Origin of the sequence: Vibrio sp. D420a (assembly GCF_030248625.1) — a bacterium.
Lineage (GTDB): Bacteria > Pseudomonadota > Gammaproteobacteria > Enterobacterales > Vibrionaceae > Vibrio > Vibrio fortis_A.
This window is the reverse complement of the sequence record NZ_JAHGAN010000007.1, coordinates 183,423-197,370: the sequence shown is the minus strand read 5'-3', so window position 1 is coordinate 197,370 and position 13,948 is coordinate 183,423. Positions and strand designations below refer to the sequence as shown.

Below are 13,948 nucleotides of genomic sequence, written 5' to 3'. Positions count from 1 at the left end.
GCAGGTTTAGCTTTCCTTGTTTGGAAGAAGCTTAACCCAGATAGTATCGCTGCCGTTGATCGTCACTGTGCGGTTGTAAGACTCGTAACCTTGCTTTGAAACTGTTACTTGGTGACGACCGCTTGGTAGCGCAACTTGCAGTGGTGTGCTGCCATACTTGATGCCATTAATCGTAACAGAGTCGTTGTACTGGTCAGAACGAACGGTCACGTTAGCCCATTGCTTATTGTTCTTGTTAGTCACAGCTGCGTCGCTGCCTGTTAAACAGTAGCGTGTTGATACGTTCAACAGGTTACATGCAGCAATTGCTTTAGGTTTAGCTTGTAGTTGAGCCTGCATCTGCATGAAGTACGAGTTGTTACCAGAGAAGCCACTCTTGATTGGTTGGCTGTCTTGAACATGGATATTGAGTTGAACACCTTGCAAGTTCTGTTTCGCTAATGTGCTTTCTGTGAGCTGCTCAAGCAACTGGCTCTTGAACGTTTGCACCGCTTTTTGGTTGGTTAGGTATTTACCCTGAGCAGTACACTCACCTAGCGTCATTGTTGAGGCACAAGTCGTGGTGTAGCTAGTTTCTAAAACTGCGCTTTCGCGTAGCTCTGTTGCAATACGTTTTACACGTGCTTCAACTTTTAGCTCTTTTAGATTGGCCAACTCATTGTTCAGGCGAGCTTGCTTCTGCTTAATCTGAGAGAGGTGAATTTCGCTCTCGTTGATCGCTTGTTGGTTGTCTAGCTGAGCCGATTGATTTTCTTTAACGGCTGCCCACGCATCTTGGTAGCTTTTCTGGAAAGAAATAAGATCGGTTTCTGGGTCTTCAAGTAGACGGCTGTACTGTTTATCAAGTGCAGACTTGGCTCTGTTACGTTTTGCCTTGAGTTCTTCACCCTCACGCACCAATTTGCTGTTGTTGTTTTGTAGCTCTTTTAGCTTCTCAGCAGCCGATACTTGGGTTTCTGAAATTCGCTCAATATCTGAGTTTTTCTCAGTGAGTTTTGCATCGATAGCTGAAACGGGATCGACTTGATTCAGTTCTTCAGCTGATACCGATGCAGATACCCAAAGAGGGGATAGCGCAAGCAAAAGCGCTGAAATTCGAAAGTTAGTCATAGGTCCCTGCAACTTATAGATTGAAATTGGCTCGTTGATACGGTGTCTACTTCCTAGTTGTAAGTCACTAGATTATTAGCAATTAACACAGTACCCGACTTTATACCGTTTTATTTCCTTTCAATCTACCGAAATGGGTAGACTTATTACTAATTTTTATAAACTGAAGGTGATTTATTTGAGCTATATACGAAAATCTCTTGCGATGTCCTATCGATTAGATTCTCAATGATGAGTCACACCAAGAAGCGCTGGTGGCTTGTTTTACATAAGTCGCTCAAAGTTGGTTTTACACTCCCCGTAGTTTGTACACTCTTGATCATCTTTCCGGAGGCATGATCACCGTGATCGCAAGAATGATCTTGTGGCGATTACCTGTGCTAAATGACTCTCATGATCATTTACAAATTCATCTTGAGCTAAAATCAGAGTATTATCCCCGATCTGTGACTATCAAAACTGTTTCGACATGCCAAAATTACCCATCATGCCCAACCTCGATCTTTCACCGCTAGGCTTATCAGGCCCTCGTCCTGCTGAGATCGTGACTTTGCCATCTCATATGGATTGTCACGAGCACCAATATTCGCAAGTGGTGATCGGGCTTAAAGGCCAAGCTGAGTTCGAAGTTAGCGGTAAGGGTAATCTAGTCGGGCCTGGTCAAGGTTGTGTAGTAACGGCTTGCTCTGATCATGCTTTCGGTGGCGTGGTGGGGCAGTCTGATATCTTAGTGCTGAACATGCCTATGCCAAGTAATGATGACCCATTGATGTTAGAGAAGATCAATCAGCTCGCGACATCTAACGTTTACTTCCAGTTGGACGGGCAGATCCAAAAGCTGATTCAGATGCTGGTACAGGAGATGCAAGCAAGTCCGGACGATCTGCTACTAAGCCGAGCTTGTAATGACACGGTGATCGCGCTTCTACAACGCCATATCTCTGAGTTTGAAACATCTATTAAAGAATCACGCTTTGATCTTGAGGCGCTGGATCGCTACATCGAACAGCATTTAGCAAATAAAATCTCAGTGGCGCAATTGGCTGGTAGTGTGTTCTTAGGTGAAAGTCAGTTCCATATGCTGTTTAAAGAGCAGATGGGCATCACTCCACACCAGTACGTATTAGGTAAGCGAATCGACCGCGCTCGCCGTTTAATTGAGCAAGGCAACCTCAGCCTTGGTCAGGTAGCAGAGCTGGCAGGCTTCTCTGGTCAGTCGGCATTTACCCATACTTTTTCCCGCCTTCAAGGGATGTCACCATCTCAATACAAAAAGCAAATAACTGTTAAATAGTGAAACAAAACGGCACATTCGTTTGAAGTTTCATATGTGATGATGTTTTTGTTTTGTTAATAAACCCAGTTTTTAGCAAAAAACTCGGAGTTTTTGACAAGTATTCCTTATATACTCTCAATACACTGCAGCCATTGTAGAAATCTCGGACGTTTTTTGTTCGGGTGTGAGATTAAGGAAAACGCATGTTTACAGCTACTGATGTGTTAAAACCAGAGTTCAACGAGCAATCGCTTGGTGAACTGTGGTCGCTTATCTCACCATTATATATGGTGGATGAAACCCAATGGCTAGAGCAGCTTCTGCCGCTAGCTACGCCTTCTGAGTCTGAAAAGCAACAAATCGCGGACAAGACAACCTCGCTTATCGAAACGATTCGTGCAGACAAAACATCGATTCAAATGATCGATGCACTGCTGCTTGAATACAGTCTAGATACGCAAGAAGGTATTTTGTTGATGTGTCTTGCTGAAGCACTGATGCGTATCCCTGATGCTGCAACTGCTGATGCATTGATTCGTGACAAGCTAAGCGTTGCTGACTGGAAATCTCACCTGAAGAATTCTGACTCTGTGTTTGTGAATGCATCCACTTGGGGTCTAATGCTAACGGGCAAGGTTGTGGGTCTTTCATCAAATGAGCAGAGCCCAACTCAGGCGGTAAACCGTCTAGTTAACAAGCTTTCTGAGCCGGTGATTCGTAAAGCGATGCACCAAGCGATGAAGGTAATGGGTCATCAGTTTGTTTTGGGTCGCAGCATCGCTGAGGCACAAAAAAACGGCAAACCTATGCGTGACAAAGGCTTTACCTATTCATACGACATGTTAGGCGAAGCGGCATTGACGACTGCAGACGCAAACAAGTACTTCAAAGATTACCTAATGGCGATTGAAGCTGTAGGTCGAGACACTTATGTTTCATCAAAATCTAGCCCTGCGCCATCAGTATCTATCAAGCTTTCTGCACTGCACCCACGTTACGAAGTAGCGAATGAAGAGCGTGTTCTGACAGAGCTTTGCGACACGCTAGAGCAGTTACTGCGCCGCGCGATCGAGCTTGATGTTGCGATTACCATCGATGCTGAAGAAGCGGACCGTTTAGAGCTTTCTCTAAAACTGTTCGAGAAACTTTACCGCAGCGAACTAGTAAAAGGCTGGGGTAAATTTGGTCTGGTTATTCAAGCGTACTCTAAGCGTGCACTTCCGGTATTGGTGTGGCTGAACCGCTTAGCAAAAGAGCAGGGCGATCTGATCCCACTGCGTTTGGTAAAAGGTGCGTACTGGGATAGCGAAATCAAATGGTCGCAACAAGCTGGCTTTGATAACTACCCAGTTTACACACGCAAAGAAGCAACCGATGTTGCTTACCTAGCTTGTGCACGTTACCTACTGAGCCCAAGTGTTCGTGGCAACATCTTCCCGCAGTTTGCGAGCCACAACGCACACACTGTGTCTGCTATTGCTGTAATGGCTGACCACAAAGATTTTGAATTCCAACGCCTGCACGGTATGGGGGATTCCCTGTACAACCATGCGATGGAAGCTTACCAACAGTCAGTGCGTATTTACGCGCCAGTTGGTAGCCATAAGGATCTACTTCCTTACCTAGTTCGTCGTCTGCTAGAAAATGGTGCGAACAGCTCGTTTGTACACCGCTTGGTGGATGCACGCTGCCCTGTGGCAGAGCTAACGCAACACCCAGTGGACATGCTTCTAGCGTTCGATACGCTGAACAACACTAAGATTCCACTGCCACCATCTGTGTTCCCAGAGCGTAAAAACTCTTACGGTGTCAACATTGATATCGAAAGTGAAGCGCACAGTTTTGAAGAGCAAGTAAAAGGCTTCTTGGATAAACAGTGGACGGCTGGCCCGATCATCAACGGTGAAGCTCTTGCCGAAAGCATGATCAAGGCTGATCAAAATGTTGAGCAAGTAACAGCACCTTACGATCGTCGTATCAATGTTGGTCAGGTGGCTTTCGCAAACCTTGATCATGTTTCCGAAGCGATCAGCGGCGCAGATATGGCGTTCGCAGATTGGAATGCGACTTCTGTTGAAGTTAAAGCCGCGGCTCTTGAGAAGTTGGCTGACTTGATGGAAGAGAACCTTGCTGAGCTGGTGGCAATCTGTCATCAAGAAGCGGGTAAGACAATTCACGACAGCATTGATGAAGTGCGTGAAGCGGTCGACTTCTGTCGTTACTACGCAAAGCAGGCAGACAATCTACAAGAATTTGAACTGAAAGGCTTTGATGGCCAAGTTCGTTTGGCATCTCGCCAAGGTCGTGGCGTGTTTGTATGTATCAGCCCTTGGAACTTCCCACTGGCGATCTTCCTTGGTCAAATCACAGCAGCATTGGTTGCAGGTAACACTGTCGTTGCAAAACCAGCAGAGCAAACCAGCTTAATCGCTGCTCGCGCAGTTGAGTTGATGCAACAAGCTGGCTTCCCGGCAGGCACAATTCAGCTTCTACCGGGTCGCGGTGCAGAAATCGGTAGCGCACTAACTAGTCACGATGCGATTGCAGGTGTGGCGTTTACAGGCTCTACACCAACTGCTCAGCGTATCAACGTGTCATTGGCAAGTCGTACAGCTAAACCTGTTCCATTTATCGCGGAAACAGGCGGCCAGAATGCGATGATCGTCGACAGTACGGCGCTTCCAGAGCAGGTAGTACGTGATGTTATTCGTTCAGCGTTTGCTTCTGCAGGTCAGCGTTGTTCAGCACTACGTGTGCTTTACATCCAAGAAGACATTGCTGATCGCGTTGTTGCTCTTATCCAAGGTGCGATGAACGAGTTGAGTGTTGGTATTCCACACCTACACAAGACTGACGTTGGCCCTGTTATCGACAGCAATGCGAAACAGAAGCTAATGGCTCACCTTGAGAACATGACTCAAACGCAGAAGCGTGTTGCTCAACTCACCCTAGGTGACGCGTGCGAACACGGTGACTTCGTGCCACCAAGCGCTTTTGAGATAAACGATATTAGCTGCCTAACTGAAGAGCAGTTTGGCCCTGTGCTGCACATTGTTCGTTACAAAGCGAGCGAGCTGGCGCAAGTGGTTGAACAGATAAACCAAACAGGCTTCGGACTGACTATGGGTATTCATAGCCGTAACGAAACTACTTACCGTTGGATAGAAAAACACGTTCGCGTGGGTAACTGCTACATCAACCGTGACCAAGTTGGTGCGGTGGTAGGTGTTCAACCATTCGGTGGTCAAGGTTTATCAGGAACAGGACCGAAAGCGGGTGGACCACACTACCTATACCGCTTTACCGATGTTCACTTTTCTCAAGCGCAGGCATAAGGAGCGATATCATGGTTCATCAAGTGACAGGTTTTTCCGATGCATTTCAAGCGTGGGAACAGTGGAACCTAACCGATTTTGATCACAAGAGTGCTCAAATTCTGGCATTAAAATCTGAGATCGAGAGTCAATCAGCGCCACTAGCGTCGGTTGCTGGCTATCACATCGAACAGGCTTCTTCTCTGTTAGCTGAAGAGCACCTACTTGTAGGTCCTACGGGCGAAACGAATGAGCTATATGCGGCAGGCCGTGGTGTAGCTTTGGTTATCGTTGATGAGACTCAAGATTCATTACCAAAGCTGCAAACGGCAACGGCAATGCTGACGGCTGCGCTTGTTGCAGGTAACAGCGTGATTGTGTGTAGTGATGATACTCAGTTCAATACTCTGATTGCGGATGCAGCAAAACAAGCGAATCTGCCATCAAACCTTGTTCAAACGACATCGTTCGATGCGTATCAGCAACTGCTTGCTTGCGATGTTCGTAGCGTGGCGTATGTGGGCAATCCACAAACTGAACAAGCGATTAATTTACAACTTGCTAAGCGAGACGGCGCTATCGTCGGTTTAGTGTCTGAAACGGATCTGACGGCAATGCATGTTGCTCACGATCCACACCTATCGTTGCGCTTTATTACTGAGCGTACACGAACCATAAATATAACAGCCGTGGGTGGTAATGCGACCTTGCTTGAGCTTGGGAGCGAAGCCCACTAACCTTCAACACCACTGATGACTGGAGGCAGCTTCGGTTGCGCCGTGATATCAGGAACCCTATCTGACTAAACTTGGCCAACATTGTGTTGGCTAAGTTTTATTGGCTAGGCATGGAAGGATTTTTCTAAATGAGGACTATCAAATGATAGAAAACAGTTTTGCAATAACATCAACGTTCATTGCGTATCTAATTATGATGCTGGCAATCGGGGTTATTGCTTACAAACGTACATCTAACTCAACTGACTACTTTCTTGGTGGTCGTGCACTAGGCCCTTGGCCTGCAGCACTTTCTGCTGGTGCGTCGGATATGAGTGGTTGGCTACTACTAGGTCTGCCTGGCTACGCGTATGCAGCAGGTTTTGAAGCTTTCTGGTTGGCTGGTGGCCTACTAGTTGGTACTTGGGCTAACTGGTTAATCAGTGCTAAGCGTCTGCGTACTTACAGCATTACAACAGATGCATTGACTCTGCCTGAGTTCCTAGCTCGTCGTTTCAATGATACGTCTAAGCTGATCCAAACAATTTCTGCTTTCTTCATTCTTCTCTTCTTCCTTTTCTACACGAGCTCAGGCTTGGTAGCGGGCGGTAAGTTGTTTGAAACAGTATTTGGCTTAGACTACACCACAGCGGTTATCATCGGCACAGTATGTGTTGTGTCATACACGCTATTTGGTGGCTTCCTTGCGGTATCTTGGACTGACCTTGTTCAGGGCCTATTGATGTCTGCAGCGCTACTTATCGTGCCTATCGCAGCGATGAACGGCGGCCTTGGTCAACTGTCTAGCGACCTACACAACATCAACCCAGAGCTGCTAACGCTATGGAATGATGCGAAAGGTGAGCCTCTATCTGCGATTGCAATCATCTCTCTAGCGGCATGGGGTCTAGGTTACTTCGGTCAACCCCACATCCTAGCGCGTTTCAAAGCAACACGTACTAACAAAGACCTAGGCACTGCGCGTCGTATCGCAGTGGTATGGACTGCACTATCTATGGCTGGTGCGATGCTAGTAGGTCTAGTGGGTCTAATCTACGTAACCAACTCTGGTGCACCTAAACTGGATGACGGCGAGAAGATCTTCATGCTTCTTGTGAACGCAATGTTCCACCCAGTAATCGCAGGTATTCTACTGGCAGCTATCCTAGCGGCAATCATGAGTACTGCGGATTCACAACTTCTTGTATCTTCATCTGCAATGGCAGAAGACTTGTACAAGCAAGTACTGAAGAAAGACGCGACATCTGAAGAGATTGTACGTGTGGGTCGTTTTGCTGTTGTGATTATCTCACTTATCGCACTGTTCCTAGCGATGACACCAGACAGCTCTGTACTTGGTCTTGTATCTTACGCATGGGCAGGCTTCGGTGCTGCATTTGGCCCAGCTATCGTACTTAGCCTGTACTGGTCTCGTATGAACCGTAACGGCGCTCTAGCGGGTATCGTTGTGGGTGGTGTGACTATCGTAATGTGGAAACAGCTAACAGGTGGTTGGTTCGACGTGTACGAAATCGTACCGGGTATCATCTTCTCTGCAATCTCTATCGTAGTTGTGAGCCTAATTACTGGTGAGCCAGAAGAGTCAGTTAAGAAGCAACACGAGAAGTTTGAAAAGCAATTAGTTGAACTAGACTAATTCTTCACACGCCAATCTATTGAAACAAAGAGTCACTTCGGTGGCAAGCCATTACGCTTTCGTGGTGCTTGTGATTGGTTTCTCACTTAGATAACTAAAAAAGGCTAGAAATCTTGATATTTTCTAGCCTTTTCTTTATGTATCATATTCTTATGTTGCTTTTTTAGTGAGTGCCTTATGGCTGATTTGGTTGAGTTAGGATTAGAGCTTGTCGATTTCTATAAATCTGAAGGGTTATTCTCGAAAAGCCAAGCAATCTCAAACGACGTTCGTGGGGCTGCTGACTATTTAGCTTTAGTTGCTTATCCCGCAGAGGAAGATAACCATCATCGCATCAAGTTCAGAGATGCAATGCTAAGTGCTGCACTAAAGGAATACACTAAAAACAAAGGGATAAGTGCCAAAGAAAGGAATAGTCTTGAGAAGCACCTTTGTATACAAGAAAACATGATTTGGAGGGATATTGACCGAGCCATCACTGGCGGCCCCAATAAAGTCGGCGGCGGTACGAAAAAGCTGTTAGATAGATTCCATGCATATCATGTGTTCAGAGCCTATGATAACGCTCTGTCTGATGATGCAGGCTTAACCTTTGAGCACGTTCTTGGGCATATATCTACCGTGTACGAAAGTAAGCAATCTAAAGTATCCCAGCCAGAGACAAGAATAGAAAACCTAAAACGAACTTTCAGGCAGTCTCGCCCTGTTTTGCACTTAACTTGGGGAATAGTCGATAGCTTCCAATCAAAAGGATGGTCTAACGAGAATAACCAACTTAGCCTTGGGGTAAAGCCCGCAATATTTGATCCGTCATGGATAGCTAAAGCTCTTGAGCTTTCTAAAGTCGTCTTAGGTTTACAGTTAGTTGAACATGAGGCTCATAAGTGCAATGGCAGAAAGTATCGAGGACACAAGTTTGCGCCTGACGAAATCATCCACCTCTTCCCAGAGCGATAGATGATCCATTTTTGATGTGCGAAGACATTTGGTAAACATGACATCATCTCCTTATGACTTAAAACGGAGATGGTTCAATGACAAAATCAAGCAATATCAACAAACTAGATGTAGTTAACTGCCAGCATCTATCATTAATCAAACGCATCAATGATCTTGAACTAGATTGCTTAACCTCCAGAGATATCAATGAAATATCTTTAAATTCTCAGTTAATAGCAAGGTTAGAGCGTGACTTACTAGTCCTCGAAGTTAAGTTAGATAAAACCAGTTCCTTAAGTACTAAATTGGACTACTGATTTAACTAGATTCGTTGTTGCTCTAGTTAATAGCTACCAAGGGTAAAGGATCTTACGTATTTCTACTGCACCTTTAGCAAGACCAATCCTTTCAGCCGCAGTCAGGCCATCGGTTTTACTGATGTAGCAGTAGTTATAAAATACTCTGAGTATTTGGAGTAACTTATTGATCATTGCTGGGTTGTAAGGACTTTTGCCTGTCCACACTCTGCCAGCATTTGAACTGGTGCTTATTGGCCTCTCCAAAGAGGAGAGCCTTCGCCTTACTATCTGAAAAAAATTATCAATGGGGTGTAATGATGCATCTAAGAGCATCATTGCCAATTGTTCGTGTTTTACTGACTGAATTGGTGTGAGAAATGATACGTACTTTTGGCACTCATATATTTTATCTATGGGAAGCGTATACCAATTATCACTTTTTCCCTTGAAAGTTATAGGATTTTCTATCGAATGTAGAGCTATGATCTTTCGAGCCTCTTCCTCATCAACACAATTTTCTTCTTGGACTTGTTTAACGAAAATTTGCGAAGCATTTACTAAAGCTCTGCGTTGATCAACCGTGAGGTTCTTGTTTATTTTGACGTACAAGCTATGCGCTGTCCCCTCTAAAACGTTATCAGCAAAAGCTAGATGACAAGCTCTGTTTATAGCTGGCTCTTTGTCCAAATAAAAGCGAAGCCCTTCAGCATGACCTATTAATGATGCTAGTTTTAGGAAGTGAGCATACATGGTGTATTCAGAGTGAACCAAAACTCCATTTTGAGGGAGCTTCGTCGAAGAGTTATGCCCAAAGGCATCCAGTCCGTAGTCAACAGATAGTTGTTCTTTGAAGTAATCGAATCCAATATCGCTTAGAGGCAACGGTTGAGATGAAAAGCGAATAATAAGGTCTTTTTGCTTTGCCGCTAACTCACCAGAAAGGTTTTTACTTAGCTGGTAATCATTGGTTGTCCAAACCCTTGCAAACTCCCGATTATAGTCCTTCAGCAAGGTATCCAGTTCAAATTCAGCAGTACTTTCAATTTCATCAAGACTCATACATGGGTCATAGTTAACATCCATGCCAAACACATATCGGCTAGCCTTATCAGCAGTGCCAATAGCATTTAAGATTATGTTCTTCTTGTCTTTTCGGTTAGACCAGTTGACGTGATACTCTTGGCGATCAGTGGAGAGCCTCATAAACTCCAGCTTCATCTGTCGTAAGTTTCGCTCCCTGTGATAGGCGAAGCTAATACACCTCTCATAGAACATATCGATTTTACGGTAAATCGTTGGAGCGCTTAGCTCAGTGACTTCCATGATTCGATTGATGCTCATATCATTGACCAACAAGCGAAATAGCGTGACATTCTGATGACTTTTACTATCAGGATGGCTTTTCCGTTTGTCTGATTGGTGAGTGAAACTTGTCTTACAGCATAGGCACTTGAGGCGCTGCTTCCCTTTGCTTGTCTTTCCGTTAAGTTTGTATAAGTCAGGGTGAGCTGTGAACCTTTTGCCAAAGTTCGGGCAATCTAGCTTGTGACAAGCGGTTCCATCTTGGCGATATATGGTACTTCTCTCTTTCAAAGCCTCCATGCGCTCAAGCTCTTCAGCTATTGCTTTATTGCTCTTGATCGAGTTAAATCCACCACACTTTTTACATCGTAAAGATGAACCATTCCTCTTATTACCACTGACAGAGTAGTTGACGTCTGTTCTAGACGTTGAAGCCTCTATATCAAAATTCACGCATGACGGATTAGAGCATCGATTAACATCGATCCCTTCGATAGTTAGTGGAATTCTTGGTTGAGATGGTCGTTGGACAGATTTTTGTCTCATGAAAGCCCCTAGTATACTGTCTGTATAAACAGTATACTAGGGGCTTAGCTAGATTAGCGCCAGCCTTTTAGCACCACGAAAGCGTAATGGCTTGCTTCGGTGGCTCTTTTTTTATGCCTAAACATCATCATGTCACCACAACCTTGTTCCCTAAGACATCGTTCGCAGAGAGTTCCTAGAAAGCGGTAATTGGTTTATAGCTCTGAGCTCATTGTCTTTTCTTAAAAGCTCAATAAAAGAATGCATGGCAGATGTCTCAAACTAACAGAATGGCTATTTAGAATTGTCTTTGCGATGACTTTCTGAGCAAGTTTACATTGTAAATTATCGCCGCTTTGTGACTGAGTTTTTCATAGGATTGAATGAAGACTAAGCTCGCCTTGCTTCAAAAAACCGTTTACCGATACGGTGTTTTTTTGAACTTAGCCCTCATTTTTATAAATCATACGGTGAATGTTTGAACTGAATTGGACATGATATGTCAATTGTCAGTAATGAGGACAAGCCGGATAGGATAAAGGTATGCCAGATCTATATTGCAAAACGTGTAAGAAAACCACTCACCACAAGTCGATCATGAAGCGCTGTGAGATCGCACCGGAAACCTTATCAGGTCGTATGTTATTGCTTACCTCAAAACTGTTCAGTGGCACTCAGTACTATGATATGGAAGTTCAACACTTCTGCAGAACGTGCAACAGCCGAGCAGAAGAGCTTCCCAAGAAAGAGAGCGAAAGTGTCGCTCCGCAAGTCGGGTTAGCTTAGCTTTTCGCTGTAGATACCTAGCTGAACGGAAAATCTTAAAAGAAGCATGAAGCTAAAGACGAAGAAAGTAGCGAGATTAGCAATAAAAAACCTCCAAGATGGAGGTTTGATGTGCTTAAGCGGCTTGCTTGATGCCTTCTGGTTCAACGAGAAAGCCATCTAATTTTACTTCCCAGCCGTAGCTTGAATATTCGTTTGCAAGTGCTTGAGCGACGTCTTTAGATACGGTTGCTCGAGTCCATAAGCCAATGCCGTAAGGTTTGTATGCGATTTCTTGTGTTTTCATATATAGAGTCATCCTTTCTCTCTGTGCAATCTATTATTCACACAGCCCTCAATAGATACTTTTCTCTATAGCTCAACTTATTTGTTAAAAAGGTCAAATTTATAACATTATATTAACAGTCTGAAACTGAATTTATAAGTTATCAATATGGCTAATTCTCTTTATATCTTCTTTGTAAATATGGTGTTGTCGACCTGTTTTTAATTCTGTGAGCCGTGCTCTGCAGGTTTTGGTCAAGCATGGAATATACTCACCCTATATTGAGACTGTTTATAGAGATGTTATGCCTCAACACCAATTGGATCGTATCGACAAAGAGATACTACGAATCTTGCACATGAAGGGCCGACTACCGGTCGTTGAACTGGCTAAGCAGGTAAACCTCACCACTTCTCCATGTTCGGATCGTTTAAAGCGTCTCGAGAAAGAGGGCTACATTACTGGCTATCACGCTGAGTTATGTTCAGAGAAATTAGGCCTCGATGTACAGGTGTTCATTCATATCCGTTTAGACCAGACCAGCTTTTCGATTTTCGATAAGTTTGCACAGGCCGTAGAGATGATGCCTGAAATTGAAGAGTGCTATTCGCTCTCTGGTGACTTCGACACCATGATCAAAGTACGAGTTAAAGATATGAAGGCGTATCAGTCGTTTATGTCGACTAAGCTTGGTACGCTACCTGGAGTGATACAGACAAGAAGTGAAGTGGTTATTGAAGAGCACAAAAAGGGCTTTGGCGTGAACCCTGAATTGCTCTCTACCTTGGGCTAGTTCTGTTTTCGCTCTGATTATGGGATATAAAAAATGGAAGCCACATGGCTTCCATTTTGCGTTCTAAAGGAGAGAGTTTACGGTTTATAGAGTGATAGCCGCTGAGATAACGCCAATTACGCCACCGAAAACACCACCCCATACCACAAGCCAGCCAAGGTGCTCTTTGATCATTTTCTGCACCATCTCTTTTACCAATTTTGGTGTCAGCTCGCTCAAGCGCTGGTCGATGATCGCTTCTATGTTCTCTTTGATTTCGTCCATCATTGCAGGAGACTCAAACTGCTCTTTGAGGGCATTTTTCACAGTGTCACTTTGGCCAATCTCAATGATAGAAGTCTGCATTTTCTCTACAAATGGTTCTTTCAGCGGTTGAAGTGCTTCTGTGCCACCAAGCATTGCGAGCATCCCGCCAAATTGAGAGTTGGCGATCACTTCGACCAAGGAATCGAACGCAGGGTTAAGGTCAATCTTCTTGATCACTGGCTCTAAGTTCAGCGACTGGCCGCCAGCCATTTCGCTGCTCAAGAAGCGGTCGATGTTACTTTCGGTAAAGAACTGTTCCATCATCAACTGCTTGATGGCCGCTTTAAACTGTTCGAAACGAGCTGGAATCACACCTGAGCCATACAATCCCGGCACTTTTTCAAACAGCATGTGAATGGCAAGCCAGTTGGTAATCGCGCCAGAAAATGCGAATAGGCCCGCATAAAGTAAGTATTGGCTAGCCGTAAAGTAACCCGAAGCCAGCAGAGCTAAAGCCACCGCGTTAGTGATAACACTCTTGTTCATAGTTGTTCTCTAGATTAAGTCTTGCGCGCATTTTAAAAAAAATCAGGAAAGAAACAAATAGAAAGCAGCAAGCTTATTTATGGATCTAGACTAATCATGAAATTTAGCTTGCCGTGGATCATAGCTTGATCGTTGACTTTGTTTGATAGTCAAACTACATTGATAGGCAAGTAT

Annotated in this window: 11 protein-coding genes; 7 read left to right on the top strand and 4 right to left on the bottom strand. The window is 44.6% G+C overall.

Annotated elements, in window-relative coordinates; genetic code table 11:
• Positions 1–6: 6 nt before the first annotated feature.
• On the bottom strand, positions 7–1,110 hold the full coding sequence (locus KI743_RS07815; RefSeq protein ID WP_285465849.1) for a PEGA domain-containing protein: 1,104 nt from the start codon (positions 1,108–1,110) through the stop codon (positions 7–9).
• A 469-nt stretch (positions 1,111–1,579) separates the two neighbouring features.
• Here KI743_RS07815 and KI743_RS07810 point away from each other — a divergent pair, with 469 nt between their 5' ends.
• The 5 genes from KI743_RS07810 (at position 1,580) to KI743_RS07790 (ending at position 9,030) form a co-directional block, all read left to right on the top strand.
• Entirely contained in the window at positions 1,580–2,404 is an 825-nt protein-coding gene (locus tag KI743_RS07810) for an AraC family transcriptional regulator (protein ID WP_285465848.1), read from the top strand.
• 185 nt (positions 2,405–2,589) lie between these two features.
• Positions 2,590–5,721, top strand: coding sequence for a bifunctional proline dehydrogenase/L-glutamate gamma-semialdehyde dehydrogenase PutA (gene putA / locus KI743_RS07805; RefSeq protein WP_285465847.1), 3,132 nt, complete (start codon positions 2,590–2,592; stop codon positions 5,719–5,721).
• 11 nt (positions 5,722–5,732) lie between these two features.
• Entirely contained in the window at positions 5,733–6,437 is a 705-nt protein-coding gene (locus tag KI743_RS07800; RefSeq protein ID WP_285465846.1) for a 1-pyrroline-5-carboxylate dehydrogenase, read from the top strand.
• Between the two features lie 145 nt (positions 6,438–6,582).
• Entirely contained in the window at positions 6,583–8,073 is a 1,491-nt protein-coding gene (gene putP, locus KI743_RS07795) for a sodium/proline symporter PutP (protein ID WP_150870339.1), read from the top strand.
• Between the two features lie 177 nt (positions 8,074–8,250).
• A complete protein-coding gene (locus KI743_RS07790) occupies positions 8,251–9,030 on the top strand; it encodes a hypothetical protein (protein WP_285465845.1) in 780 nt (259 codons plus the stop codon).
• A 332-nt stretch (positions 9,031–9,362) separates the two neighbouring features.
• Here KI743_RS07790 and KI743_RS07785 read toward each other — a convergent pair whose 3' ends face one another.
• Positions 9,363–11,159: a hypothetical protein gene (locus tag KI743_RS07785; protein WP_285465844.1), complete on the bottom strand. Its 1,797-nt coding sequence runs from the start codon at positions 11,157–11,159 to the stop codon at positions 9,363–9,365.
• A gap of 522 nt (positions 11,160–11,681) precedes the next feature.
• Between KI743_RS07785 and KI743_RS07780 the strand changes: the two genes are divergently transcribed.
• Positions 11,682–11,924 carry a hypothetical protein gene (locus KI743_RS07780; RefSeq protein WP_032553764.1) on the top strand — a complete coding sequence of 81 codons (243 nt, stop codon included), beginning with the start codon at positions 11,682–11,684 and terminating at the stop codon, positions 11,922–11,924.
• A gap of 115 nt (positions 11,925–12,039) precedes the next feature.
• Here KI743_RS07780 and KI743_RS07775 read toward each other — a convergent pair whose 3' ends face one another.
• Positions 12,040–12,210 (bottom strand): hypothetical protein, encoded by a 171-nt coding sequence (locus KI743_RS07775; protein ID WP_167332363.1) that lies wholly within the window; start codon positions 12,208–12,210, stop codon positions 12,040–12,042.
• A gap of 283 nt (positions 12,211–12,493) precedes the next feature.
• Here KI743_RS07775 and KI743_RS07770 point away from each other — a divergent pair, with 283 nt between their 5' ends.
• Positions 12,494–12,982, top strand: a complete 489-nt coding sequence (locus tag KI743_RS07770) for an Lrp/AsnC family transcriptional regulator (protein WP_032553765.1) — start codon at positions 12,494–12,496, stop codon at positions 12,980–12,982.
• 84 nt (positions 12,983–13,066) lie between these two features.
• Here the strand turns inward: KI743_RS07770 and KI743_RS07765 are convergent, their stop codons facing one another.
• Positions 13,067–13,774 carry a DUF445 domain-containing protein gene (locus KI743_RS07765; RefSeq protein WP_285465843.1) on the bottom strand — a complete coding sequence of 236 codons (708 nt, stop codon included), beginning with the start codon at positions 13,772–13,774 and terminating at the stop codon, positions 13,067–13,069.
• Positions 13,775–13,948 lie beyond the last annotated feature (174 nt).

Excerpts from the sequence above, each read along its gene's own strand:
- KI743_RS07815 (WP_285465849.1), bottom strand. The coding sequence starts at position 1,110 with ATGACTAACTTTCGAATTTCAGCGCTTTTGCTTGCGCTATCCCCTCTT.
- KI743_RS07810 (WP_285465848.1), top strand. The coding sequence starts at position 1,580 with ATGCCAAAATTACCCATCATGCCCAACCTCGATCTTTCACCGCTAGGC.
- putA (WP_285465847.1), top strand. The coding sequence starts at position 2,590 with ATGTTTACAGCTACTGATGTGTTAAAACCAGAGTTCAACGAGCAATCG.
- KI743_RS07800 (WP_285465846.1), top strand. The coding sequence starts at position 5,733 with ATGGTTCATCAAGTGACAGGTTTTTCCGATGCATTTCAAGCGTGGGAA.
- KI743_RS07790 (WP_285465845.1), top strand. The coding sequence starts at position 8,251 with ATGGCTGATTTGGTTGAGTTAGGATTAGAGCTTGTCGATTTCTATAAA.
- KI743_RS07785 (WP_285465844.1), bottom strand. The coding sequence starts at position 11,159 with ATGAGACAAAAATCTGTCCAACGACCATCTCAACCAAGAATTCCACTA.
- KI743_RS07780 (WP_032553764.1), top strand. The coding sequence starts at position 11,682 with ATGCCAGATCTATATTGCAAAACGTGTAAGAAAACCACTCACCACAAG.
- KI743_RS07775 (WP_167332363.1), bottom strand. The coding sequence starts at position 12,210 with ATGAAAACACAAGAAATCGCATACAAACCTTACGGCATTGGCTTATGG.
- KI743_RS07770 (WP_032553765.1), top strand. The coding sequence starts at position 12,494 with ATGCCTCAACACCAATTGGATCGTATCGACAAAGAGATACTACGAATC.
- KI743_RS07765 (WP_285465843.1), bottom strand. The coding sequence starts at position 13,774 with ATGAACAAGAGTGTTATCACTAACGCGGTGGCTTTAGCTCTGCTGGCT.